This window comes from Flavobacterium pectinovorum, assembly GCF_900142715.1.
GTDB lineage: Bacteria > Bacteroidota > Bacteroidia > Flavobacteriales > Flavobacteriaceae > Flavobacterium > Flavobacterium pectinovorum.
This window is the reverse complement of record NZ_FRBX01000002.1, coordinates 273,852-300,570: the sequence shown is the minus strand read 5'-3', so window position 1 is coordinate 300,570 and position 26,719 is coordinate 273,852. Positions and strand designations below refer to the sequence as shown.

The 26,719-nt window shown below is 33.0% G+C and carries 26 protein-coding genes; 19 read left to right on the top strand and 7 right to left on the bottom strand.

Annotated elements, in window-relative coordinates:
* Window positions 1-97: 97 nt before the first annotated feature.
* The 18 genes from BUE22_RS07920 (at window position 98) to dusB (ending at window position 19,786) form a co-directional block, all read left to right on the top strand.
* Window positions 98-1,237, top strand: a complete 1,140-nt coding sequence (locus BUE22_RS07920; RefSeq protein WP_073394496.1) for a beta-ketoacyl synthase N-terminal-like domain-containing protein — start codon at window positions 98-100, stop codon at window positions 1,235-1,237.
* A 147-nt stretch (window positions 1,238-1,384) separates the two neighbouring features.
* Window positions 1,385-1,996, top strand: a complete 612-nt coding sequence (locus BUE22_RS07915; RefSeq protein ID WP_073394495.1) for a hypothetical protein — start codon at window positions 1,385-1,387, stop codon at window positions 1,994-1,996.
* Window positions 1,997-2,064: 68 nt separating this feature from the next.
* The gene (locus BUE22_RS07910) at window positions 2,065-2,679 is read left to right on the top strand and encodes a 3-oxoacyl-ACP synthase (protein ID WP_073394494.1); all 615 of its coding nucleotides are present in this window, start codon (window positions 2,065-2,067) and stop codon (window positions 2,677-2,679) included.
* Between the two features lie 2 nt (window positions 2,680-2,681).
* Complete coding sequence (locus BUE22_RS07905) at window positions 2,682-2,939, top strand: phosphopantetheine-binding protein (protein WP_042564839.1); 258 nt, start codon at window positions 2,682-2,684, stop codon at window positions 2,937-2,939.
* A 172-nt stretch (window positions 2,940-3,111) separates the two neighbouring features.
* Window positions 3,112-4,314: a beta-ketoacyl-[acyl-carrier-protein] synthase family protein gene (locus BUE22_RS07900; protein WP_073394493.1), complete on the top strand. Its 1,203-nt coding sequence runs from the start codon at window positions 3,112-3,114 to the stop codon at window positions 4,312-4,314.
* Window positions 4,305-5,372 carry a beta-ketoacyl synthase N-terminal-like domain-containing protein gene (locus tag BUE22_RS07895; protein ID WP_073394492.1) on the top strand — a complete coding sequence of 356 codons (1,068 nt, stop codon included), beginning with the start codon at window positions 4,305-4,307 and terminating at the stop codon, window positions 5,370-5,372. The genes BUE22_RS07900 and BUE22_RS07895 overlap by 10 nt, the downstream gene beginning before the upstream one ends.
* Window positions 5,369-6,154 carry a polysaccharide deacetylase family protein gene (locus tag BUE22_RS07890; protein WP_073394491.1) on the top strand — a complete coding sequence of 262 codons (786 nt, stop codon included), beginning with the start codon at window positions 5,369-5,371 and terminating at the stop codon, window positions 6,152-6,154. The genes BUE22_RS07895 and BUE22_RS07890 overlap by 4 nt, the downstream gene beginning before the upstream one ends.
* Before the next feature lie 260 nt (window positions 6,155-6,414).
* Window positions 6,415-7,041: a flexirubin biosynthesis/transport protein LolA2 gene (locus tag BUE22_RS07885; RefSeq protein ID WP_073394490.1), complete on the top strand. Its 627-nt coding sequence runs from the start codon at window positions 6,415-6,417 to the stop codon at window positions 7,039-7,041.
* Window positions 7,007-7,642, top strand: a complete 636-nt coding sequence (locus BUE22_RS07880; RefSeq protein ID WP_073394489.1) for a flexirubin biosynthesis protein LolB2 — start codon at window positions 7,007-7,009, stop codon at window positions 7,640-7,642. Before BUE22_RS07885 ends, BUE22_RS07880 begins: the two co-directional genes overlap by 35 nt.
* A 20-nt stretch (window positions 7,643-7,662) precedes the next feature.
* Complete coding sequence (locus BUE22_RS07875; RefSeq protein WP_073394488.1) at window positions 7,663-8,280, top strand: porin family protein; 618 nt, start codon at window positions 7,663-7,665, stop codon at window positions 8,278-8,280.
* Between the two features lie 9 nt (window positions 8,281-8,289).
* Window positions 8,290-8,661: an ApeI family dehydratase gene (locus tag BUE22_RS07870; protein ID WP_073394487.1), complete on the top strand. Its 372-nt coding sequence runs from the start codon at window positions 8,290-8,292 to the stop codon at window positions 8,659-8,661.
* Between the two features lie 2 nt (window positions 8,662-8,663).
* Window positions 8,664-9,149 (top strand): hypothetical protein, encoded by a 486-nt coding sequence (locus tag BUE22_RS07865; protein ID WP_073394486.1) that lies wholly within the window; start codon window positions 8,664-8,666, stop codon window positions 9,147-9,149.
* A gap of 18 nt (window positions 9,150-9,167) precedes the next feature.
* On the top strand, window positions 9,168-10,349 hold the full coding sequence (locus tag BUE22_RS07860; protein WP_073394485.1) for a DUF2062 domain-containing protein: 1,182 nt from the start codon (window positions 9,168-9,170) through the stop codon (window positions 10,347-10,349).
* A gap of 133 nt (window positions 10,350-10,482) precedes the next feature.
* Window positions 10,483-14,160: a 1-acyl-sn-glycerol-3-phosphate acyltransferase gene (locus BUE22_RS07855; protein WP_073394484.1), complete on the top strand. Its 3,678-nt coding sequence runs from the start codon at window positions 10,483-10,485 to the stop codon at window positions 14,158-14,160.
* Window positions 14,161-15,678 (top strand): phytoene desaturase family protein, encoded by a 1,518-nt coding sequence (locus BUE22_RS07850; RefSeq protein ID WP_073394483.1) that lies wholly within the window; start codon window positions 14,161-14,163, stop codon window positions 15,676-15,678.
* Between the two features lie 84 nt (window positions 15,679-15,762).
* Window positions 15,763-17,349 (top strand): C45 family autoproteolytic acyltransferase/hydrolase, encoded by a 1,587-nt coding sequence (locus BUE22_RS07845; protein ID WP_394332798.1) that lies wholly within the window; start codon window positions 15,763-15,765, stop codon window positions 17,347-17,349.
* On the top strand, window positions 17,346-18,650 hold the full coding sequence (locus BUE22_RS07840) for a flexirubin biosynthesis putative acyl-CoA ligase FlxY (protein ID WP_073394481.1): 1,305 nt from the start codon (window positions 17,346-17,348) through the stop codon (window positions 18,648-18,650). Before BUE22_RS07845 ends, BUE22_RS07840 begins: the two co-directional genes overlap by 4 nt.
* Window positions 18,651-18,793: 143 nt before the next feature.
* Complete coding sequence (dusB, locus tag BUE22_RS07835) at window positions 18,794-19,786, top strand: tRNA dihydrouridine synthase DusB (RefSeq protein WP_073394480.1); 993 nt, start codon at window positions 18,794-18,796, stop codon at window positions 19,784-19,786.
* A 101-nt stretch (window positions 19,787-19,887) separates the two neighbouring features.
* On the opposite strand, the gene BUE22_RS07830 is transcribed toward dusB, so the two are convergent.
* The 5 genes from BUE22_RS07830 to rbfA form a co-directional block, all read right to left on the bottom strand.
* Window positions 19,888-20,109 (bottom strand): hypothetical protein, encoded by a 222-nt coding sequence (locus tag BUE22_RS07830; protein WP_073394479.1) that lies wholly within the window; start codon window positions 20,107-20,109, stop codon window positions 19,888-19,890.
* A gap of 9 nt (window positions 20,110-20,118) precedes the next feature.
* Window positions 20,119-20,667 carry a DUF6934 family protein gene (locus BUE22_RS07825; RefSeq protein WP_073394478.1) on the bottom strand — a complete coding sequence of 183 codons (549 nt, stop codon included), beginning with the start codon at window positions 20,665-20,667 and terminating at the stop codon, window positions 20,119-20,121.
* Between the two features lie 91 nt (window positions 20,668-20,758).
* Window positions 20,759-22,186: an MATE family efflux transporter gene (locus BUE22_RS07820; RefSeq protein ID WP_073394477.1), complete on the bottom strand. Its 1,428-nt coding sequence runs from the start codon at window positions 22,184-22,186 to the stop codon at window positions 20,759-20,761.
* A 170-nt stretch (window positions 22,187-22,356) separates the two neighbouring features.
* A complete protein-coding gene (locus BUE22_RS07815) occupies window positions 22,357-23,556 on the bottom strand; it encodes an ABC transporter permease (RefSeq protein WP_073394476.1) in 1,200 nt (399 codons plus the stop codon).
* Between the two features lies 1 nt (window position 23,557).
* Entirely contained in the window at window positions 23,558-23,950 is a 393-nt protein-coding gene (gene rbfA / locus BUE22_RS07810; protein ID WP_042564857.1) for a 30S ribosome-binding factor RbfA, read from the bottom strand.
* A 215-nt stretch (window positions 23,951-24,165) separates the two neighbouring features.
* Here rbfA and BUE22_RS07805 point away from each other — a divergent pair, with 215 nt between their 5' ends.
* The gene (locus BUE22_RS07805; RefSeq protein WP_073394475.1) at window positions 24,166-24,588 is read left to right on the top strand and encodes a CBS domain-containing protein; all 423 of its coding nucleotides are present in this window, start codon (window positions 24,166-24,168) and stop codon (window positions 24,586-24,588) included.
* Window positions 24,589-24,625: 37 nt separating this feature from the next.
* Here the strand turns inward: BUE22_RS07805 and BUE22_RS07800 are convergent, their stop codons facing one another.
* Window positions 24,626-25,906, bottom strand: coding sequence for a murein hydrolase activator EnvC family protein (locus tag BUE22_RS07800; RefSeq protein WP_042564859.1), 1,281 nt, complete (start codon window positions 25,904-25,906; stop codon window positions 24,626-24,628).
* A gap of 24 nt (window positions 25,907-25,930) precedes the next feature.
* Window positions 25,931-26,707 carry a lipoprotein insertase outer membrane protein LolB1 gene (locus BUE22_RS07795; protein ID WP_073394474.1) on the bottom strand — a complete coding sequence of 259 codons (777 nt, stop codon included), beginning with the start codon at window positions 26,705-26,707 and terminating at the stop codon, window positions 25,931-25,933.
* Window positions 26,708-26,719 lie beyond the last annotated feature (12 nt).

Here is a 26,719-nt window from a genome sequence, read left to right as displayed (position 1 = left end):
ACACTAATTTTCACGAATTAAGAAATAAAAAAAACTGTGTAAATCTGTTTAATCCGCACAATCTGTGGCTAATTTTAAGCCATGAAAAAAAGAGAAAATGATAAGAGAAATATACATCACCGAAACCAATTGTATCACACCTTTAGGATTTGATATTGAATCAAACGTTGAAGCTATTTTGCGTGGTGAATCCGGAATTCAATTGCATGGAGATGTTTCTTTAATGCCAAATTCATTTTACGCCTCTATTATTTCTACTGAAAAAATAAACAATGCTTTTGAAAAAATCAGCACTGACAAAAAATATTCCCGTTTAGAGAAAATGATGATTTTGGCTTTAGAGCCGATTATCAAAAATTCAGGAGTTGAATTAAATTCAAAAACCGCTTTTATACTTTCAACTACAAAAGGGAATATTACGGCATTAAAAGAAGATTCTGAAGCAAGTTTCAACAACGCACATTTAGATGTTTTGGCAAAAAATGTTGCTGATTTCTTCGGATTCAAAACACAACCAATTGTAGTTTCAAACGCTTGTGTTTCTGGAATTTTAGTCGTTTCCATTGCCAAAAGAATGATTCAGTCTGAATTGTACGACAACATTTTTGTTGTTGCCGGCGACGAAGTTTCTGAGTTTGTTTTATCGGGATTTAATGCTTTCCAGGCGATGAGTGATTTGCCTTGTAAACCTTATTCTAAAAACAGAACCGGCGTAAGTTTAGGTGAAGCAACGGCAGCAGTTTTGATTTCGGCGGAAGCCAAAGACGCTAAAATAAAAGTTATTGGAGATAGTTCGATAAACGATGCGAATCATATTTCGGGTCCGTCAAGAACAGGCGAAGGTTTGTTTAGAAGTATCCAGAATGCTTTGAAAGAAGCTCAGATTGATGCTGATAAATTAGATTATATTTCAGCTCACGGAACCGCAACTCCGTTTAACGACGAAATGGAAGCGATTGCATTAAGTCGTTTGAATTTGCAAAATGCTCCCATAAATAGTTTAAAAGGATTTTACGGTCATACATTAGGCGCTTCGGGATTATTAGAAACCGTAATAGCCATTGAATCGGCGAATAAAAATATGCTTTTTGAATCGAAAGGTTTTGACGAAATCGGTGTAAGCGAAACGATTAATATTATTGAGAAAAATGAAGATGCCACTATTAATTATTTCCTAAAAACCGCTTCTGGATTTGGAGGTTGTAATACGGCAGTGGTTTTTGAGAAGATAAATTAAAACACGAATTACACTAATTTTCACGGATTAAATTCTTTGAATTTTTGTTTATCTAATATAGTTTGAACTGTTCGGAAATTCCGAACAGTTCAAAGAAAAGCCATCTTTCAAAGAAATCTTGCAAGTTCAAAATAATTGAATTAAGAAATGAAATTATCAAAATGCATATTTATAACTCTAGTTCTTCTTTCATCTTTTGGATGTAAAAAGAAAGAAGTGTCTGAATCTGATTTTGAAAAAGTGGTGATGAATAGTGTTTTTATCGAAATCGTAGATTCCATTTATATGGATCGAAGAACAATGGAGCCACCACCAATGCCACGGCTAGATTTTAAAAGTAATAAAGAAGACACGATTGGATATCATGAAAAATTAAAAAGATATCAGATTGAGCAAGACAGTATTAAAAATGATAAAAACAGAATTTTAATTGGTGTTTATGATTTTGTAGTAAACAATAAAATTAGGAATGATAAATTTGATTTAACGCCTTTTCAAAACAATAAAAAATTTGATTTTCAATATGCCTCCAAATTCCCCGAAGAACGATTTTGGAATATAGAAGATAAAAAAAGTGGAATGCCAGTTGGTACGATTGAGATTTCCAATATTAAGTTTAATAAAAATAAAACTTTGGGAACTATAATTGCCAGCGCTTCATGCGGAGGTGGAAAATGTGGAAGGGGATTTGAAATTACAATTGAAAATAAATCCGGTAAATGGCATATTACAAATATTAATCAAACTTGGGTTTCTTAAATTAATTTGTGGAATTTAAACCCAAAAGAATCTGTGCCAATTCGTGGAATTAGTGTTAAATAAAAACAATGACTCAAAATACCTACATACAATCCTACATCACAATCCAAAACAACGAAATTGTTTTGAACGGAACTTCTGTATTCAAAATTGAACCAACAGATTTTGCTGATTTCTCCAAACAAGCCTATCGCAATTTTGACATCCAATATCCGAAGTTTTTTAAAATGGATGCTTTGAGCAAATTGGCTTTTTTAGGATCTGAATTGCTTTTGAGCCCGATAATTTCAGCAGAAAAAGAAAATAATATTGCTTTGGTTTTAGCCAATAAATCGTCGAGTTTAGATACAGATGTTAAGTATCAGGAATCTATTTCTGATAAAGAAAACTATTTTCCGAGTCCGGCAGTTTTCGTTTATACGCTGCCAAATATTTGTCTGGGCGAAATAAGTATTCGTCATCAGCTGAAAAGTGAAAATTCTTTCTTTATATTTGAGGCCTTCAATCCTGAATTTATGTCGAATTATTCCAACATTCTGCTGAATTCAAACAAAGCAGAAACAGTGCTTTGCGGCTGGGTTGAATTTTTTAATGACAATTATAAAGCATTTCTTTGCACCATTAGTAAAGAAGAAAACGAAAAATATAAAAACGAAACTATCAATACATTATATAATAAATAATCATGGAAGCATTAAAAGAAGAATTAAAAAACAAAATCATTACTACTCTTAACCTTGAAGATATTGCAATTGAAGATATTGCTGATAACGATCCTTTGTTTGGAGACGGTTTAGGTTTAGACTCGATTGATGCGCTTGAATTGATCGTGATTTTAGATAAAGATTATGGTATCAAATTGGTTGACCCAAAAGAAGGAAAAACCATTTTTCAATCTATAGAAAGTATGGCTGCTTATATTAGCGCTAACAGAACTAAATAGTATTGTAGATTTTAGACTTTAGATTTCTTAAAGCGAAATATTCAAAATCTAATGGGTTTCATTTTTTTGCAAACCTAAACAATAGTCTAAATTTAAAATTCAGGAATCTTTGTCAAAGTTTAAAACTTTGACAAAGATTGAATAATCTACAATCTAAAATCAGAAATCTAAAATGAATAAAGGTGTTGCTATAACAGGAATGGGAATTATCTCTTCGATTGGAAATTCAGTCGAAGAAAATTATATTTCGTTAATTGAAAATAAAATTGGCGTTACCCGTATCGAAAATATTTCGACTGTTCACGCCAATATTATTAAAGTAGGTGAAATTAAAAAAACCAATGACGAATTGGTCAACGAATTGAAACTTACCGAAGATAATAATTTTTCGAGAACGGCTATGATTGGTACTATTGCTGCCAAACAAGCTGTTGAAAATGCAGGAATTACATCTATAAATGAATTCAGAACCGGACTTATTTCGGCTACAAGTGTAGGCGGAATGGATATGACCGAAAAACATTATTACGATTATTTCACACATCCTGAACTTGTGAAATACATTACTTGTCATGATGGCGGAGATGTCGCTGATAAGATTGCTGAAGAATTAGGATTAAAAGGAATTGTTACTACAATAAGTACCGCTTGCTCCTCTGCAGCAAATGCAATTATGCTGGGTGCTCGTTTAATCAAAACCGGAAAACTGGATCGCGTTATCGTGGGCGGAACCGATGGTTTGGCGAAATTTACCATAAACGGATTTAAGACCTTAATGATTTTATCTGACGATTATAACAAACCTTTTGACAATAACCGTAAAGGATTAAATCTTGGTGAAGCCGCAGCTTATTTAGTTTTAGAATCTGATGAAGTTGTTGCTAAACAAAATAAAAAAGTATTGGCCCGTGTTTCCGGTTACGGAAATGCAAACGATGCTTTTCACCAAACTGCTTCTTCAGAAAATGGAGATGGAGCTTATTTAGCAATGAAAAAAGCTTTTGAAGTTTCGGGTTTAAAACCGTCACAAATTGATTACATCAACGTGCACGGAACCGCAACTCCAAATAATGATTTATCTGAAGGAAGAGCTATAAAAAGAATTTATGAGGATGAAAAAGTTCCTGATTTTAGCTCGACAAAACCTTTTACCGGACATACCCTTGCAGCAGCAGCAGCAATTGAAGCTGTTTATAGTGTATTGGCAATTCAAAATAGTGTGGTTTACCCAAATTTGAATTTTGAAACTCCAATGGAAGAATTTGATTTGAAACCACAGACTTCTTTAAAAAATAAAAATATCGAACATGTTTTATCCAACTCATTTGGTTTTGGAGGAAATTGTTCTACTCTTATATTTTCAAAATGCAATTAAAAAAAACATATATAAATGGAATCGGCTGTATTTCGACTCAAAAAACATTTGATACTGTTTTTTTAGAAGAAGCGGTACACAATCATGACGAGAACGTGCTTAAAATCGTTCCGCCAATTTACAAAGATTTTATTTCTCCAGCTGCAGCCAGAAGAATGGCAAAAGGAGTAAAAAACGGAATTGTAGCTTCGGCAATAGCCATGAAAGATGCAAATATTGAAAACGTAGACGCCATTATTACCGGAACAGGTTTAGGATGTATCGAAGATTCTGAAAAATTCCTGAAAAACATCTTAGATAATAACGAAGAGTTTTTAACGCCGACATCATTTATTCAATCTACACACAATACTGTTGGTGCGCAAATTGCACTTTTACAGCAATGTAAAGGGTATAATTTTACGTATGTAAACGGAGCTGTTTCTTTTGAATCTGCTCTTATTGATGCTAAAATGCAAATTGAAGAAGACGAAGCGCAATCGGTTTTGGTTGGCGGAGTTGACGAAAATGGTGATTATACTACGGCGCTTTTTAAATTGTCAGGAAGAATAAAACCAGATAATCAACAGCCTTACAATCTTTTAGATTCTGATACAAGCGGAGCGGTTTATGGAGAAGGCGCCAGTTTTTTTGTTTTAGAAAATGAAAGAAAAAAAACTACTTATGCAGAAATTTTGGATGTTACGATTCTAAATACTTTGGAAGAAAACGAAGTTGAAGCGGAAACGTTATCTTTTCTAAAAGCAAATAACCTGGAAATTTCAGATATTGACGCTTTGGTTTTAGGTTTTGACGGAAATGTTGATTTTGAAAATTATTACAGGAATCTTGGCGAAAACTCTTTTGCAAATACACCTCAATTGTATTACAAACATTTAAGCGGCGAATACGATACGGCTTCGGCTTTTGCTTTATGGATGGCGGCGAAAGTATTGAAAACTCAGGAAATTCCGGAAATTATAAAAGTAAATTCGGTTGAAAAACTAGCTTACAAAACCATTTTACTGTACAATCAGTTAAACGGAAAAAATCATAGTTTTACGTTAATCTCAAAATGATAACGCACAAAAACATATCACTATTTTTTGCCCTTTTATTGCTTTTATTGTTTCTTTTGAATTTTTATACAGCAATAAATATTTGGTGGTTTGTTCTAATTATTTTGATTTGGTTAGGAATTAATGCTGTTGGTTCTGCCCGAATATCTTCTGATTATCATGTAAAAGCATACTGCAATAATCCATCTGAAACAGAAAAAAAAATTGCCATCACTTTTGATGATGGTCCGAGTGTTTTTACTTTGGAAATTTTAGAACTTCTAAAAAAATACAATGTAAAAGCGACATTTTTCTGCATCGGAAAAAACATTGAAGCCCATCCTGAAATTCTAAAACAAATTATTACCGAAGGACATTTAGTTGGAAATCATTCGTACAATCATTCACCTTTTTTTGATTTTTATAATGCTGCAACAATCAGGGAAGAAATTGAAAAAACGGATGCGCTTTTAGAAAAATATACTTCAAAAAAAATAAATTTCTTTCGTCCGCCTTACGGAGTTACAACACCTTCGATTCGAAGAGCTCTTAAAAAAACCGGACATACAGTTATTGGCTGGAATATTCGTTCGCTCGACGGGGGAACAAAAAATCAAAATTTAATTTTCAATCGCATAATAAAACGTGTTTCTCCCGGCGGAATTGTACTTTTGCATGATACGGCGTCACACTCTGTTTTAGTATTGGAACAGTTTTTGCAATTTTTACAGCAAAACAATTATAAAGTGATTTCGACGGAAGAACTTTTGAATCTTAAAGCTTATAATATGGAACGCGGATGAAACGGATTTTAATTCAAGCTGACGGTTGTAATGCATAAAAATTAATTAAACACATAGAAACATAGATTTTATGCTTTTGAAAAAAGTAATCAAAAAAGAAGCTAGTTTCTCACACATAGTCCCGAAGCATCGGGATTTGTTGATGCAAGTGAAACGCCTTTTTTAAGTTCAATGATTCTATGTTTCTATGTGTTAAAATAATTATACCAAATGGATTTTAATTTGTGGCAAAATATTTTTAAGCACAATTTTTACAAAATATGAAAACTAAAATAGCTCTACTTATTCTGTTTATTTCAGGCAATTTGTTTGCTCAGGAACAAAAAATGACGGCTGCAGAAATTGCCTCTTTTAAGGAAGATGTAAATATTGTTTCTAAAAAAATCAAAACTTTAAGCACTGATTTTGTTCAGTACAAACATTTGGATTTTTTATCTAAGGACATTGAAACATCAGGAAAAATGATTTTTAAGGAACCAAATCTGCTTCAATGGCAATATAAAAAACCCTACAATTATAGTGTCGTTTTCAAAAACGGTAAAATCCTTATTAATGACGAAGGCAAAAAAAGTGCAGTCGATATTGGCAATAGCAAAATTTTTAGCCGCATCAATAAATTAATTATCGGAAGCGTTAGCGGAAACATGTTTGACGACAAAGAATTTACCATTTCATATTTTAAATTGAAAGGACAAAACATTGCGAAATTTGTACCCAAAGATGCTACTTTAAAAAAATACATCAAACAAATTGAACTAACTTTTGACAAAGAAGAGGCTACGGTAGAACAAGTAAAACTACTGGAATCATCTGAAGATTATACCAGAATTGTACTTAAAAATAAAGTGATCAATGCAAAAATCGACGATTCAGTTTTTACTAATTAATTGCTTTCTGGCAATTATCTTGATTTCTTGTGGCTCAGTCACAAAAAATTATACTCCCAAAAAATTAGATAAAACATCTTACGAGGTTCCCTATTTTAAAGATTCTAAAACCGATTATGTTTATAAAACAAATATTACGGTTTATGGTCACGACTTATCCGGAATTTTCATTGCCAAGAAAATAAACGACACCACACATCGCGTTGTGTTTACCACAGAGTTTGGTAACAAATTGCTGGATTTTGAAATTTCTGAAAAAACTTTTAAAGTCAACTCAATTGTATCAGAGTTAGACCGCAAAATTTTAGTCAATACTTTAAGAGATGATTTTCGACTGCTTTTAAAGAAAGAATATCAAATTCAGGAGCAATTTGAAAACGAGTCAGACGATATTTACAAATCTGCTTACGGAAAACGAGATAATTATCTTTTTATATCAAAAAAAGATCGTAAATTAGAGAAAGTCATTAATTCGTCGAAAACAAAAGAAAAAATAACGCTTCTTTTTAATTCGGAAAACGATATTTTTGCCGAAAAAATTGAGATTATCCATCAGAATATCAAATTGAAAATTGAATTAAATTATTTTAAATCAGAGTAGAAATTTAAACCAAATTAAAAATGAGAAAAATAACTACACTTGCTTTTATTTTATTTATCGGAATTGTAACGTCTCAAGCTCAGGTAACGGTTAGTCCGGGTTTGCGAGGAGGTTTAAATCTTTCAAGATTAACAAATATTGATGACAATGGTTTAAAATCTGATTTTTATGCCGGCGGTTTAGTCGCTATAAAATTCAATAGATATTTCACACTTCAACCTGAATTAACGTATTCGCGACAAGGTTCTGAAGGTCGATATTATAGTGAACAAAATCCTGACTTTGGAACGAGAACAAAATATGAATTAAACTATCTTTCATTAGATGCGGTGGCTAAATTTCACTTTGGCGGGCAAGGTTTTCATATTTTAGCCGGTCCATCTGCAGATTTTAAAACAAGTGATAATTTTGGAAGATATGGTTTTGATCCTATCGATTTTGATTTTTCTATAATCGCCGGGGTGGGTTATTCTTTGCCAAACGGATTAACATTTGAAGCAAGATTTAAGCAAGGCTTTATTGATATTTATGGTTATGATGGCATTGAATATGATAATGACGATAATTATTATTACGAAGATTTAATTTTAAATCAGGTTTTCCAGATTGGTATTAGTTATACCTTTAAAGTAAAATAAAAAATAAATATGGTTTTAAAAGACTTTTATAAAGTTCTCTCAGAAGAAAAAATAAACGATTCTAAATATACAATTACGATTTTGGTCAATGAAAAACACGATGTTTTTAAAGGCCATTTTCCTGGAAATCCTATCATGCCCGGCGTTTGCATGATTCAGATTATCAAAGAACTTACAGAGAAAATTACTGAAAGCACTTTGATGATTCAAACGCTGTCGAATGTAAAATTCATGGCGCTTATTAATCCTGAGGCGACTCCGGAATTGCGCTTGGAACTTGACATTGTTACAACCGAAGATGATTTGGTTAAAGTGAAAAACACGACTTATTTTAACGACACCGTTGCTTTGAAATTAAGCAATGTGTACAAAAAATTATAATTATGAAATTACTATTCTCACTACTTTTATGGATTAATTTTGCCGTAAATCCAGATTTGGCAGCTATCCGAAAAATGTATCCTGATGTTGCTAAATCAGAAGCTAATGCGAAAGAATTTACAGAGAAACTTGCCGGAATTGCAAACAGCGACGAGAAAATTTTAGTGGCCTACAAAGCGGCTTCAATTTTGGTTGATTCTAAGTTTGAAAGTTTAATTGGAAGTAAAATTTCGCGTTTTAAAGAAGGCGCAAAACTTCTTGAGGCAACTTTAAAAAGCGATCCAAACAATATCGAAATCAGAATGATTCGCTTGAGTATTCAGGAAGATGTGCCAGGGATTACGGGATATAAAAAGAATATCAAAGAAGACAAAAAATTCATTACAACGCATTACGCAGAACAAAGCGGTGCCTTGAAAGAATATCTAAAAGACTTTGTTTTACAATCGAAAAGTTTCTCTGAAAAAGAGAAGCAATTTGTGAAGTAGATAAAGAAAAAAATCCCGATGCAGTCAACTTTATCTCAGCAGGAATTACTTAATTCGACCAATTTTTGTGTTATTGTGCCAACGTACAATAATCAGAAAACTTTGAAAAAAGTGCTGGATTCTATTTTAGATTTCACTCAAAATATCATTATTGTCAATGACGGATCTACCGATGAAACCAGTGAAATATTAAAACAATATTCGCAATTCACGCAAATTCACCATCCAAAAAATATAGGAAAAGGAAGGGCGTTAAGAAATGGTTTTAGAAAAGCAATCGAAATGCATTTCGAATATGCTATCACAATCGATTCTGACGGACAGCATTTTGCTTCTGACATTCCGAATTTTATTGCCGAAATTCAAAAAGAACCCAATTCTTTATTGATTGGAAGCCGTAATATGACGCAGGAAAATGTGCCAAAGAAAAGTAGTTTTGGAAATAAATTTTCGAATTTTTGGTTCCAATTTGAAACTGGAATTAAACTCGAAGATACGCAGTCTGGTTTTAGATTGTATCCATTAAAATTAATTCCAAAGCAATTTTATACCAATAAATTTGAATTTGAAATTGAAGTCATTGTAAGATCTGCGTGGAAAGGAATTGTGGTAAAAAACATTCCGATCCAGATTTTATACGATCCTGCAGAACGGGTTTCGCATTTTCGTCCGTTTAAGGATTTTACCAGAATCAGTATTTTAAATACGGTTTTGGTTTTAAACGCTTTGTTGTACATCAAGCCCAGGGATTTTTTTAGAAGAGCAAAAAAAAAAGGCTTTAAAAAATTCTTTCTTGAAGACATTTTAGAAAGCGGTGATTCTAATTTTAAAAAATCGGCTGCAATTGCGTTGGGGGTTTTTATAGGAATTTCCCCATTTTGGGGGTTTCAGACCGTTTTGCTTTTATTTTTTGCAACAATTTTTAAGCTCAATAAAGTCATCGCTTATATGGCATCCAATGTAAGCTTTCCCCCTTTTATCCCTTTTGTAATCTATGGTTCACTAAAAATGGGAAGTTTTTTTGTGACTGCAGATGCTCCATTAATTTTAGATAGTACAATTACGCTCGACGATATTCAAAAAAATGCTACGCAATATATCGTCGGAAGTCTTACTTTAGCATCCGTTTTAGCGCTAACATCAGGGCTTTTAAGTTATATACTTTTAGCCGCTTTTAGCTCTAAGAAAAAACAACAATAATTAAAGTTTTTGCCACAGATTACAAGTATTAAAATGATTTTACAATCTGTGTCGAGTTGCCACGAATTTCACAAATTAGCACGAATTAATTAGTGGAAATTCGCGAAATTCGTGGCGGAAAAAAATAACAATCATGCATCACTATTTCTACGCCATTCATTTATTTGTAAACCGAAGAAAATCCTTGTCGGTTTTTCTGGCCATTTTGATGCTTTTTGCTTTCGGTTTTTTTGCTTCTCAAATTAAATTTGAAGAAGATATTACCAAACTTATCCCAACAAACGATAAGGCTGACGTTACGGCAAAAGTGCTTAAACAACTTAATTTTGCTGATAAAATCACCGTTATTTTCAAACTCGAAAAAAACGGAACCGACGAAGATTTAAAACAAATGGCAACTGCATTTTCAGACAGCGTTGCCAAATCCTGCAAACCTTACGTAACCGGAATTCAGGGAAAAGTTGACGAAGAAAATATTCAGGAAACTATTGATTTTGTATACAATAATCTGCCGCTTTTTTTAGATAATAAAGATTATGCGGCGATTCAGAATAAACTACAGAAAGACAGTATTGCGGCAACAGTTCAGGGAAATTACAAATCTATTATTTCACCTTCAGGATTTATCACCAAAGATTTTATTCTTCAGGATCCGCTTGGGATTTCTTTTATTGCTTTAAAAAAATTACAACAATTAAATGTTGGCGACGATTTTACACTCGACAATGGTTTTGTAATGACCAAAGACAAAAAGAAATTATTGCTTTTTATTACGTCAAATCTTCCGTCGAGTGAAACAGAAAAAAACACCATTTTTGCGGCTAAATTAAAATTGATTCAGGATAATTTAAATCAGCAATATAAAACCAAAACTTCTATTAGTTATTTTGGTTCGGCTTTGATTGCCGTTGCCAACGCCAATCAAATTAAAAGCGATATTATTTTAACGACATCAATCGCGATGTTTACGCTGATGTTGATTTTGATTTTATTTTATCGAAAGATATTCATTCCGCTTATTATTTTTCTTCCCACGGTTTTTGGCGCTTTGTTTGCCGTTGCGTTTTTATATTTCGTAAAAGAAACTATTTCAGCGATTTCATTGGGAATTGGTTCTATTTTATTAGGAATTACGATTGATTATTCCATTCATATTCTTACTCATTACAAACATAACAGCGATGTAAAAACACTTTACAAAGACATTACGATGCCCGTAATTATGAGTAGTTCAACAACTGCCGTTGCGTTTTTGTGTCTGCTATTTGTAAAATCTGATGCATTGAACGACTTGGGAATTTTTGCCGCCGTGATTGTTATGGCTTCGGCATTTTTCTCTCTTTTAATTGTACCGCATTTGTACAAACCAAAAGAAAATAATTTTGATCATAAGAAAAATGTCATCGATAAACTGGCACATTTTTCGTTTCACAACAATAAATTCCTGATTGGTTTTTGCGTTCTAATTACCATTGTTTGCTTTTTTACTTATAATAATGTTGGTTTCAATAACGATTTGTCGCAATTAAATTTTGTTCCGAAGGAAATTAAAGCTGCCGAAAAAGATCTGGAAGAAAGTACGAGTTTAACTTCAAAAACCATTTATGTTGCCGCGTACGGAAACAGCATGGAAGAAGTTTTGCAAAACAACAACCAGCTTTTTTCATCTTTATCGAAAGAAAAACAGCAAAATAAAATTTTAAATTTCAGTTCGGTTGGCGGAATTATGCTTTCGCAGGCAGCACAAAAACAAAAAATCGAAAAATGGAATTCATTTTGGGATGCTAATAAAAAAGAACTTTTAAAATCTCAATTAATTGCCGAAGGTTCAAAATTAGGTTTCAAACCAACAACATATACGAACTTTTTTGAGCATTTAGATTTTGATTTCAAACCCATTTCTGCAAACGATTATTTAAAAATTCAGGCGTTGCAACTGAAAGAATTTGTGACGGAAAAAAATGGTTTTTATACAATTTCAACTTTAGTAAAAGTAAAACCGGACCAACGCGATACTTTTGTAAAATCGGCTACAGCCAAAAATAACATTATTGCGATCGACCGCCAGCAAATGAATGAAACGTTTTTTAGTACTTTAAAAACCGATTTTAATTCGCTGGTCAATTATTCTTTTGTTGCCGTAATTCTGATCTTGTTTTTCTTTTTCCGCAGAATCGAATTGGTTATTGTGAGCTGTATTCCTATTGCCCTAACAGGAATTGTTACGGCAGGAATTATGGGCATTTTTGGTATTCAGATGAATATTTTCAGTATGATTGTCTGTACTTTGATTTTTGGACATGGTGTCGATTTTAGTATTTTCATGACAAGTGCGTTGCAAAAAGAATACACAAACGGAAAAAACGAAATTGCAATTTACAGAACGTCAATAATTTTGGCCGTTATCACCACTATTTTAGGAATTGGCGCGATGATTTTTGCAGAGCATCCAGCACTTAGATCTATCTCATCAGTTTCCTTAATTGGGGTTTTTGCCGCGTTGATTATCACGTTTATCTTCTACCCGATTCTCTTTAAATTATTTATATCAAATCGTTCGAAAAAAGGAAATCCTCCTTTTGTTTTGCGAACTTTTATTCATGGTGTAATTTCATTTACCTATTATGGTCTTGGCGGAATTTTAATGTCCCTTTTCAGCATCACAATCATGCCGATTATTCCAATGAAAGAGAAAACGAAAATGAAGGCGTTCCGTTATTTCATTTCAAAATTCATGAATTCAGTTTTGTATTCGAATCCTTTTCTTCATAAAAAAGTTATCAATAAATACAATGAAACTTTCGAAAAACCAGCCATAATTATTGCCAATCATACCTCGTTTATTGATATTCTGGCAATGGGAATGCTGAGTCCAAAAATTATATTTTTGGTAAGCGATTGGGTTTATAATTCTCCTATTTTTGGCGGAACGGTTAGAAAAGCAGGATTTTATCCGGTTTCTGAAGGAATTGAAGGCGGTGTTGAACATTTGCGTCAAAAAGTAAACGAAGGATATTCGTTAATGGTTTTTCCGGAAGGAACCCGTTCAGAAAGCAATCAAATTAAGCGTTTTCATAAAGGTGCTTTTTTCCTTGCCGAAGAATTTAATCTGGATATAGTTCCCGTTGTTATTCACGGTGCTTCAGAAGCGATTCCGAAAGGTGATTTTGTTATTCATCACAGTCAGGTTACGGTTTCTATTCTAGAAAGAATTGCGCCTGATAATCTTTCTTTCGGAAAAAATTATGTTGAAAGAACGAAACAATTAAGTTCCTTTTTTAAAGAGGAATATCGCAAGATTCGTCAGGAATTTGAAGGTTCGTCATACTTCAAAAAAATGCTGATTCACAGTTATGATTATAAGGAAATGGAAGTCATAAAAAGTGTGAAAAGCAATCTCGAAAGTCATTTAGAAATCTATCATCGTCTTAATAAACATCTTTCGGCGAAAGCCAAAATATTACATTTAGCAAATGATTATGGGCAGTTGGATGTTTTACTTACATTGCAGGAACCGCAGCGAAAAGTAGTTTCTTTTATCAATGACGAAGAAAAACGATTGGTTGCAAAAACCAATTATTTCCTCAAAAAAAGAAAAATTTCTTATTTAGAAAATATTGATTTGGTGTTACAAAATGAATACGATGCTGTTTTAATTTCTGATGAAAATATTAGCAACATCGAAAAAATTGCTGCCGTAACTTCCACTATTATTTTAATCGATAATTCAGGTTTAAAAAACACATTGCTTAACTTTGGTTTTTCTTCTGATTTGGAAGAAAATAATATAATTGTATTAAAGAAAAATTAAATGAAAGAGCAGTATGATGTTGTAATTGTAGGCAGCGGTTTAGGCGGTTTGGTCTCGGCAATTATTCTGGCCAAAGAAGGTTACAGCGTTTGCGTGCTCGAAAAAAACAATCAATACGGCGGAAATCTGCAGACTTTTGTTCGCGATAAAACCATTTTTGATACCGGAATTCATTATATCGGCGGTTTAAGCGAAGGAGAAAATCTGTATAAATATTTTAAATATCTGGGCATTATCGATCATTTGAATTTAAAAAAAATGGACGATAATGGTTTTGATATTATCTCTTTTGATGATGATGAAAACGAATATCCTCACGCACAGGGTTACGATAATTTTGTCAATCAGTTAGGTGTGTTTTTTCCGGATGAAAAAGAAAATATTGAAAAATATTGTGACAAAATAAAAGTGATCTGCGAATCTTTTCCTCTTTATAATTTGCAATGGGAAGGAAAATATGACAATGAAATCCTGTCGTTAAATGCAAAAGAAACCATTGACGCTTTTACTGAAAACGAAAAACTAAAAGCGGTTTTGGCGGGTTCTAATTTTTTGTATGCCGGTATTCCGGATAAATCGCCTTTTTACGTTCATGCCCTTTCGGTAAACTCATATATACAAAGTTCATGGCGCTGTATTAATGGTGGAAGTCAGATTACGAAACAGCTTTTAAAACAGCTCAAAAAATACGGCGGGGAATTTTATAAATACAAAGAAGTTGTAAAATTTAATGTTGAAGAAAACAAAGTAACTTCTGTAGAAATGAAAGACGGAACTCGGGTTTCTGCATCTTATTTTATTTCGAACATTGAACCCAAAACTACTTTGAAAATGGTAGGCGAGGAACATTTTAGAAAATCTTTTTTCAGCCGTGTTCAAAGTCTCGAAGGTGTTATTTCTGCGTTCAGTTTATACATTGTTTTTAAACCGGAAACGTTTAAATACATCAACCATAATCATTATCATTTTAAGAAAAGCAGCGAAGTCTGGACTTGTCATGAATATGATGAAGAATCCTGGCCAAAAGCATTTATGGCTTCTATGAATGCTTCTAAAAAACAGGAAGAATGGGCAGAGGGAATGACTTTTATTACCTATATGAAATATGATGATGTTGCTCCGTGGGTAAATACGTTTAATACAACTGCCGAAGAAAGTGATCGTGGCGAAAGTTATGAAGAATTTAAAGCCCGAAAAGTCGAAAAGTTTCTAAAAGAAATCGAGATAAAATTTCCGGGAATTAAAGAATGCATTCAGTCTATTCATACTTCTACCCCGCTTTCTTACCGCGATTATATTGGCGGCAGCAATGGCAATATGTACGGTTATGTAAAGGATGCCAGCAACCCGATGAAAACATTGATTCCGTCAAAAACCAAACTGGACAATCTTTACCTTACAGGTCAAAGTATTAATATGCATGGCGTTTTGGGCGTAACAATTGGAGCGGTTGTTACCTGTTCTGAAATTGTTGGAAAAGAATATTTAGTAACTAAAATCAATCAGGCATCTGAATAAAAAAGTGTTATGAGAAACCAGTTTGTACATATATCCTTTATATTTTTTATACTGATATTTGTTTCTTGTGGTACCTCAAAATCAATGCATCATTTGCCGGAAATTTCAAATTATAATACCGTAAAACCAGTTGTAACAAAACATTCAAATGCACTTTTTACATCTGGAAAAAATTCACTTTTAAAAAACAAACAAGGCCTTTGGGAATTGTATGTTGAAGGCGATCCATTAGAAATTGGACTTAGAACCGGAGCTTTATCAGATTCGCTTTTAAAGAAACAGGAACAAATATTTTTCGGCAGAATTGAAGATATTGTGCCTTCAAAATTTCAGCAAAATTTACTTCGGAATTTTTTAAAATGGTACAATCGAAAATTATATTTGAATGTTCCCAATGAATATCAAACGGAAATTTACGGCGTTTCGCAATATACTTCGCAGGATTTTAATAACATCGCACCACAATATCAACGCAGTTTATACCTGCATGCCGCGCACGATATTGGTCACGCTCTGCAGGATTTGGCTTTGGTTGGCTGTTCGTCTTTTGCTGCCTGGGGTGAAAAATCTGAAGATGGAAATTTGATTTTAGGTCGTAATTTTGATTTTTATGTTAATGATGCTTTCGCAGAAAATAAAATCGTCGCGTTTATAAATCCGAAAGAGGGCTATCCCTTTATGACTGTTACCTGGCCCGGAATGGTGGGTACGGTTTCGGGAATGAATAAGGAAGGTTTAACGGTAACGATCAATGCCGGAAAATCGAAAATTCCGATAATTGCCAAAACACCAATTTCGATTTTAACTCGGGAGATTTTACAGCACGCAAAGAATATTGATGAAGCAGTTGCAATTGCAAAAAAAAGACAATTGTTTGTTTCAGAATCTATTATGGTTGGAAGTGCACACGATAATAAAGCCGTTTTGATTGAAGTTTCTCCAGAAAAAATGGATGTTTTTGATGTCGCAAACAGCAATCAATTAATTTGTTCAAACCATTTTCAAAGTGATGCTTTTAAAAATGATGAACGAAATCTGTCGCAAATTGCCAACAGTCATTCTAAATATCGTTATGACAGAATGCAGGAACTTTTTAGCGAAAACCCAAAAATTAATCCAAAAATAGCAGCTGATATTTTGAGAAATAAAGATGGTTTACAAAATATAGCACTAGGTTATGGTAACGAAAAAGCACTAAATCAATTAATGGCACATCACGGAGTTATCTTTAAACCTAAAGAAAAATTAGTATGGGTTTCTGCAAATCCGTATCAATTGGGCGAGTTTGTGTGTTATAATTTAGATTCGATTTTTAAAGAAAGAAAAACAGATCTTCCTGTTTCATTTGAAGAAGAAAACCTTAATATTGCCAAAGATCCTTTTTTAGAAACTACGGCTTTTTTAAACTATCAAAAGTTTAGAATTGAAGATCACAAAATGGATTTATATTTGAAGAATAAAACGAAAATTCCTTTCGAATTTATTCAGAATTACCAATCTTTAAACCCGGATTATTGGGTTGTATATTATAAAGCGGGATTGTATTTTTACGAACAAAAATATTTTCAGTTTGCGCAAAGCAATTTTGAAAAAGCATTAACCAAAGAAATTACAACTGTTCCTGATAAAGAAGCAATTGAAAAATATTTAAAAAAACTCAAAAGAAAATGAACACGATTCCAACAATAGAGAAGGATTCTTTAGAACAAATTAAAAATTTTCAAGAGCAGAAATTAGCAGAACTTTTATCTTATATCAGTCAAAATTCTCCTTTTTACAAACGTCTTTTTGCCGGTCAGAATATCGATATTTCGAAAGTTAAAACGCTGGAAGATTTACAGCATTTACCAGTTACAACAAAAGAAGATTTACAACAATATAATGATGATTTTGTGTGTGTTCCGCAGCATAAAATTATCGATTATGCCTCAACTTCAGGAACTTTGGGCGATCCGGTTACTTTTGGTTTAACTGATTCTGATTTGGATCGACTGGCTTATAATGAAGCGATTTCGTTTGCCTGCGCCGGAATTGCAGAAGGCGATGTTGTGCAATTAATGACAACAATTGACCGAAAATTTATGGCTGGTCTGGCTTACTTTCTGGGATTAAGAAAACTGCAGGTTGGTGTTATTCGCGTTGGTGCGGGAATTCCGGAATTGCAATGGGATTCCATTTTAAAATACAAACCTTCGTACTTAATTACGGTTCCTTCTTTTTTATTGAAGTTAATTGAATATGCAGAAGCACACGGAATTGATTATAATAATTCGAGTATAAAAGGTGCAATTTGCATTGGCGAATCATTACGAAATCAGGATTTTTCGATGAATACTTTGTCTAAAAAAATCACTGAAAAATGGAATATTCAGTTGTTTTCGACTTATGCTTCTACAGAAATGAGTACTGCTTTTACAGAATGTGAACATGGTATTGGCGGACACCATCACCCGGAATTAATTATTATTGAAGTTTTGGACGAAGAAAATAATCCGGTAAAAAATGGTGAAATTGGCGAGTTGACTTTTACTACTTTGGGTATTGAAGCTATGCCTTTATTGCGTTTTAAAACCGGAGATATTGTACAGCTTCATAATGAACCTTGCGCGTGCGGAAGAAATACCGTTCGTGTTGGTCCGGTTGTGGGTCGTAAAAAGCAAATGATAAAATATAAAGGTACTACGCTTTATCCGCCTGCGATGAATGATGTTTTGAGCGATTTTGATAACATCGAAAACCATATTATCGAAATCTCTACCAACGATTTAGGAACAGATGAAATCCTGATAAAAATCGCTGCCAAAAATCAAACCCCTGAATTTTTACAAGAAATAAAAGATCACTTTAGAGCCAAATTAAGAGTAACTCCAAAAATAGAATTTGCTCCAAAAGAAATATTAAATCCTTTGGTTTTTAATCCGATGAGCAGAAAACCTATTCGCTTTTTTGATTACCGTAAAACAACTGTTTAAAAGGTACAAAGTTGCAAAGGTTCACAGGAACAAAGGTTTAGCCTCTCAATATAAAACCTTTGCAACTTTGTTACTTTGAACCTTTGAACCTCAATTTGGTACAAATTAAACTAAATGTTGTAATTTTGCACAAAATATTGAAGATGGTCAAGATTGGCAACATAGAATTACCCGAATTTCCTTTATTACTCGCACCGATGGAAGATGTAAGCGATCCGCCGTTTCGCAGATTATGCAAAACGCATGGCGCTGACATGATGTATTCAGAATTTATTTCTTCGGAAGGATTGATTCGCGATGCTATCAAAAGTCGAATGAAGCTGGATATTTTTGATTACGAACGCCCGGTTGGAATCCAGATTTTTGGTGGTGATGAAGAAGCAATGGCGCTTTCGTCTAAAATTGTTTCTACAGTAAAACCAGATTTGGTTGATATTAATTTTGGATGTCCGGTAAAAAAAGTGGTTTGTAAAGGAGCCGGAGCCGGAGTACTGAAAGATGTTGATTTGATGGTGCGTTTGACAAAAGCCGTTATCAGAAGCACTGATTTGCCTGTAACAGTAAAAACACGTTTGGGCTGGGATGACAGTTCTATTAATATTGATGAAGTTGCAGAAAGACTTCAGGATATTGGTGTTCAGGCTTTAACAATTCACGCCAGAACCCGCGCGCAAATGTATAAAGGCCACGCCGATTGGTCGCATATTGCACGTGTAAAAAATAACCCGAGAATTACAATGCCAATTTTTGGAAATGGCGATATCGACAGTCCTGAAAAAGCATTAAAATATAAAAATGAATACGGAATTGACGGTATCATGATTGGCCGCGCCGCAATTGGTTATCCGTGGATTTTTAACGAAATCAAACATTTCTTTAAAACCGGAGAACATTTACCTGCACCAACAGTTATTGATCGTGTAGAAGCCGCCAGAAACCATTTAATGTGGTCGATGGAATGGAAAGGCGAACGTTTGGGAATTGTTGAAATGCGCCGTCATTATACCAATTATTTCAAAGGTATCCACTCTTTTAAAGAATACAAACAAAAACTCGTTACAACCGACGAACCTGAAAATCTTTTTGCTATTATGAAAGAAATTGAGCAGGTTTATGCCGGATATGAATTTGTTTAAAACATATAATCTTTGTCAAAGTTTTGAAACTTTGACAAAGATCTAAATACAAAAGACCTTCAAATTTGAAGGTCTTTTTTTTATTATGCGGAGAATGTTATTTATTCTAAAACATTTTTCGTTGAATTTCTTTTAGCAAGATCAATTGCTGATTTTAACTCAGAAAAGAATAATTCAGCTTCTTTAGCATTTCTAATAGATTTAGATAAATTATCATTGTTTTTTAATTCTATGATATTATTATCCATCATGCTTTTTTTAGCCCTGGAAGCTAAGGCAATTTCTTGAATTTTATTAATTTTATTTTGAATAGAATCTTTCATACAGCAAATTTAAAAATTATGATTTAAATTAAACATATAATATCTATAAAGATCACTAGATTTTCTTTGTAGATTAAATGGCTCTGGTTTTGGTTTAAAAAATGCCAATCCATCAATATCTAGTTCAATTGTTCCATTTCTTAATAATCTCACATACCAGTCTACTCCAATAATAACTATGAAGTCTTGTAAATCTTTATAATTATATCTAAACATTCGATGATATAAATTGGCGCGTATATCATCTGAACCGTCTATACCAATTGTTGCATGAGGATTGTCTTTTAGAAAAATTATAGAAAATAAGATAATGGTTGAAAAAACTTTATTACTATCTTGATGTTTAAGATTTATAGAATCATTAATTTTTCCAGTTGAATCAAATGGACCAAAAGCGAGATTGTAAACATTTGGTAACAAAGAATCTGCGATGTTTGTAAACTTAACTTTTAGTTGAACTATTTTATTATTCTTTAATTGAGATTCAAAAATATATTGATCGAAATTAGAACTTACATACGTAGCTTCAAAAGTATTTTCTAAATTAATTTTAATCATAAGAAATATTAAATTTTACAAAACAAAATTAATGTAAATTTCTTACAAAAAAGGCCTTCAAAAAATTTGAAGGCCTTTTTTTATTTTAAAACTAAACTTGAATACGTTTCCACTTTCCTCTTTTATAAAAGAAAATCCCTGCTAAAGTTATAGCTGTTTCGGCAACTGGAATTGCGATAAACACTCCTGTTGGTCCCATATTAAAATGTTTTGCTAATACATAAGCTAACGGAATTTGGAACAACCAAAATCCAAAGAAATTAATTCCCGTTGGTGTCCAGGTATCTCCTGCTCCGTTGAAAGTGTTTATTAAAACCATTCCAATTCCGTAGAAAATAAATCCTACACTCATAATTTGTAAAGCTTCAACTGCAACTGTTCGGACCATTTCATCATTCGTGAAAAATGAAATAATATATTTTCCAAAACATAAGGTAATAACCATAATGGTTGCCATAAAAATCACGTTGTATTTAGCTGTTGTAAACACAGATTTTTCGGCACGTTCAATTTGTTTGGCTCCTAAATTTTGCCCTACCAAAGTTGCGGCGGCATTACTTAACCCCCAAGCCGGAAGAATGAAAAACATCATAATTCGCAACGCAGTTTGATAGCCCGCAGATCCGTGATCGCCTCCGGTTGTTGCTACTAATTGTGCCAGAAAAATCCAGCTGCAGGATGCTATTACAAATTGTAAAATCCCCGGAGCTGCAATTTTTACTAATGCTTTTATCTGCTTGAAATCTGGTGCGAAATAGGCAATTTTGATTTTTAAAACATTGTTTCCCGAAAACAAATGATACACTTGATATAATACTCCAATGCTTCTTCCTAAAGTTGTAGCCAACGCTGCGCCTGTTAACCCGAAAGCAGGAATTGGTCCAAGACCGTTAATTAATATCGGACATAAAATAATGTTGCAAATATTGGCCAGCCATAAACTTTTCATGGCAATTGCTGCGTTTCCTGCTCCGCGAAATATTCCATTAATTAAGAATAAAAGCATGATACATAAACTTGAGCCAATCATAATTTGTGTGAAACGGTAACCATGTTCTGCAGCATCTGCAGACGCTCCCATTAACATTAATATATCTTTAGCATAGATAACTCCGAAAATGCTCATTACACTATTGACTGCAAATGCAATAATGATGGACTGCATTCCTGCTTTTGCCGCTGCGACAGGATCTTTTTCTCCAATACGTCTTGCCACAACTGCGGTTGCCGCCATGCTCATTCCAATTGCGAGGGAATATATAATTGTTAAAACAGATTCGGTTAAACCTACGGTTTGAATTGCAAAACTACTGTGCTCTAAATGTCCGACGAAATATAAATCGACTAAAGCAAAAACGGATTCCATCATCATTTCTAAAACCATCGGAATGGCTAATAAAATGACTGCTTTTTTGATACTTCCGGCAGTATAATCAAAAGATTCATCGCCTTTTAATGCTTGTGTTAATGTGGTGAAAATTTTAGAAAATAAACTTCTCTTTATTGTAGTTTCTGTCATGATTTGTTAGGATAAATGATAAGATTAGCCCAGATACACTATATCTGAACTCAAGAAAATAAACGTAAGTATCCTAATTATTCTAAAAAATAAATTAGGACTAAGCAGAAACAATCATAAGGCTGTACTTTTTGAGAGGATAAATATAGTAATATTTTTAGGAAGAAATATTAATCTAATAAGTTTTTGCTTACGCGACTGCTAGCAATTAAAGATGCTACGAAACCAAGCGAAACAATTGTTGTCATCACAATCAATACATTTTCCAGATTAAAAACAACCGGATATGCTAAAGTTGGCGTTATCATAATCAGCTCGTATTGCTGTTGTAACAGGACTAAAATAATACCCAAAACAAGACCAACAATTCCTCCAAAAACACTTAACAAAGTTCCTTGCAATAAAAATATTTTTCGGATACTTTTAATTTCAGTTCCCAAATTGAAAAGGGTTTTTAAGTTTCCTTTTTTCTCTAAAATCATCATAATTAATGCTCCAACCAAGTTAAAAAGTGCCACGATAATTACTAATGTAAAAATGAGGTAAACCACAATGTTCTCTGTATTGAGCATTTTATATAGAGATTCATTTAGTTGTGCTCTATTTTTTAAAGTGATTTTGTTTTTGAAAATTTTATCTAGTTGAGTTTTGATTGCGCTTTCATTTGCATTTTCTTTTAAATGAAATTCAATTCCTGAAATTTGATTGGGTTTGTACATGAGTAATTCCTGTGCTAAACCTAAATCAGCAAATACATATTTAGAATCTAAATCTTCGCTAATGGAATAAATTCCAACTGGCAAAACATCAGTTTTATTAAATGCTTCTTCGGGATTTTCAAAAGCTCCTTTTCCGGGTTTTGGCGCAAATATCTGCAGCGGATTTTCAAAATCTAAAATTCCCATCGAGAAATCTCGGGCAATTCCATAACCCACAACAACCTGATATGTTTCAGGCTTAATCCATTGCCCGTTAAAAAGTTTTTTGTTGATGTCATTTACTACGGGATAAAGACTATCAACTCCTTTTAAATACGTAACCTGCTGTTTGTCTTTAAATAAAAACAAAACACGTTCTTCAATAATTTTGGTATACGAAGCAACTCCGTCAATTTTCTTAAGCTGTTTATCCTGATCCGGGGTTATCAAAAATGATTTTCCAATTGTACTTGTCATTTTTAAGTCAGGATCTATTTCGTTTGTAAACGAAAGACTGAAGACTTTTAATCCGCTAAAAACAGATAAAACCACAAACAAAGCCATTGTACCAACTATGATTCCTAAGCTGGCAATACGATTGATAATATTAATAGCATTATTTTTACTTCTGCTAAAAATGTAACGTTTGGCTATGTAAAGGGGGAAATTCAATTTATGATTTTCTTCTTTTTTCTAAAAGATCACGGTTTTCTATTGGGTTTTCTCTGTTTGATAAAGCATTATCAATTTTCTCAATATAATCTAATGAGTCATCGATAAAAAATACCAGGTTTGGTACACGGCGCAATTGCAAACGTACACGTTGTGATAAATCGTGTTTGATTAATGTGGTATTTGATTTTATTCCTTCTAAAGTTTCCTTCGCTTTATCCTGAGGAAAAATGCTTAAATAAACCGTTGCCACAGATAAATCTGAAGTAACACTAACTTTGGATACCGAAATTACCAAATTACTAATTCCGTTTTTTCGCACTTCACCTTGCAAAATATCAACCAGATCTTTCTGGATGACACCGCCTATTTTTTTCTGTCTATTTGTTTCCATAATGCAAAAATACTATTTTTAAATTTCATCAATGCAATTTTCAAATGAACAATGGGATGATTTTTACATTCTTATCTTCTTTATTTCAAATTTCGATCTTTTTCATCAAAAAAACCAATAAATCCTCTAGTTGGTTCATTGTTTGGTGATGATAAAAATCATGTTATTTGTGAGAATTATTACACATCTTTGATAGAATAATAAACTCTTTAACTATGAAAAAGCGAGAACCAATCAGTCATATCATGACCAAAACCGTAGTGACTGCAAATGAAAATGACAACTTAAAAAATGTTGTTGAGCTATTAAGAAAAAATACTATTCGACACATTCCAATTGTTCGGGGTAAAGATGTAGTTGGTATTATCAGCCGAACAGATATCAACCGATTAACTTTCGGTGCTTTATTTGAAGGACAGGAAGGTGCAGATGAAGCCATTCTTGACATGCTTACTATTTCTCAGGTTATGACTTCAAAACCCAAAACCGTTTCATCTGATACTATAATTAGGGATTTGGCTGAAATTTTTGTGAAAGAAGATTTCCATGCTTTGCCTGTTGTAGATAATGGTCAGCTTAAAGGAATTGTCACCACGACAGATGTTGTAAAATATTTTCTTGAACAATATACTAATTAAATACTTATAAAAAAGGGAGCCAATTGCTCCCTTTCTTTTATCTGTTTTGTAACCATCCTTCCGGATTATTATTTGATGTGTTTTGAAGAATCAAAAACTTAATAATTGTTTTTCCGGTGTCGCCACTTGTTCTTACTTTTCCAATACTTTGTTTAACTTTTACTTTGTCACCTTGTTCAACAGATACCTGACTTAGATTTTGATATACTGTAAAGTAATCTCCATGCTGAATAAAAACAGCTTTGTTTACAGGCGACAAGGCTATAACTTTTGATACTACTCCCTCAAATACTGCGCGTGCATTTGCTCCTTGTTCTGTAGTAATCTCTACTCCAGAATTATGAACCGTCAATGTTGGATATACTGGATGTGGCTGATCTCCGTAGCCAAGAGATATAAATCCTTTCTCTACCGGCCAAGGCAGTTTTCCTCTGTTTGCTTTAAAATCGGCAGCTAAAATTTTACCTTCCGGGGTTAATGTAATTCTATCTGATGAATAACTTTTAGGCGCTGCAGCCTCTGCTTTATCTGCTTCGCTGGCTTTACCTTCTGCGATTCTTTTCCGTCTCTCTTCTTCGGCCCGTTGATTGGCTAATCTAATTTGTTCACGGATAAGATCCTTAATTTTTGCGTCAATTCTTTTTGATTCCTGCTGTTTAGATCTTGTATCGGCAATAATTTTATTTTTGTCTTTTTTAATTTCGTTAACCAATTTTTGCTGTTCTTTCTTTTCAACTTCTAAGCTTTGCTTTTCTTTTTCGTTTTCAGCAATAATTTTTTTCTTAACTTTTCTTTGTCCGTCCAATTTGGCATTATAATCAACTAATTCATTGGTTTTTGACTCAATTTCTAAACCTTGATTTTTTCTGAAATTGGTATATTGTTTTAAGTATTGTGCTCTTTTATAGGCTTGCAGAAAACTTTCTGAAGATAAAATAAACATGGCTCTGCTTTGTTCAGAGCGGCTTTTGTACGATTTTAAAATCATTTTGGCATAATCTTCTTTTAAAATAGCCAATTCTCTGTTTAGTTTATTAACCTTCAATTGGTTAATATACATATCGTTATTTAGAATCTTTTCTTGTTTTGCCGTTGTATTGATAAGTTTTTCTTTCAGCTTAATTTTATTAGCCTGAATTAAAAACACATTTACTGCTGATTTTTCTTTTTTCTTTACAGATTGCAACATTTTTTCGTTGTCTCTAATTTCCTGCTGAATCTGAGCTTTTCGCTGTTCAAGTTTTTCTTGCTGCGAATCCTGTGCCCATCCAAAAGTTGTGGCACATATAAAAATTAGGCTGAGGAGAAATTTCGGCATGTTTATCTTTTTCTTTTTGCAAATTTACTTAATTAAAACTTTCTTATAACCACCCGGTACGCTATAAGGGAAAGAAAGTTCTTCATTAAACGAAATATTATTGTAATTTAAATTGATGTCTGTTTTTCCTTTCGGCTGAATTGCATTGATTTCGATACTTGTTGGAAGATTTCCCTGATCGAAAGTTTTATTATCAGCATATTTTATCTCTAACATAATATTTTCTGTTGCCTGAGAAATCTGTTCTTTTTGCAGCAAATATTTTTCAGGTTCAAGAAAGAAAGCTTTTTTCAACTTAGTATCTTTTTCATCTTCTAAACGAATCAGATTTTCCACAATTGTTTGCGTATATTTTCCTTTTCTTAAATCGTCAAGCGCTTCTCCAACTAATAAGTTTTGCACTTTACTATAATCAAGTTCTGTTCCCAGCCATTTGCTTAAACTGGTAAAATCTCCTTCATAATAAGTACTGTTTATTTTTTCGTAATAGCTTACGCTTGTTGGTGTAATCAATGCTTTTGCCATTGTGATTCCAAGAAAACGAACGCTTATTAAAATCTGTTTGTCTTTTTCAATTTTAATTTCGGCAGTAACATTCTGACTTTGTTTTTCGTCAACATATCTGGCGCCTGCTTTTATGTATAATGTTTTAAAATCTAATTTATTCTCGTAATATTTATCTACGACTTTGCTGTCTTTTTTTGGCACAGCTTCTGTTGTGTTATTTTGTACTGCGACAGCTTTCGATTTACATGAAATCACAAAAACTGATACTAATACAAGTGCTATATATTTTTTCATCTGAATTTTTCT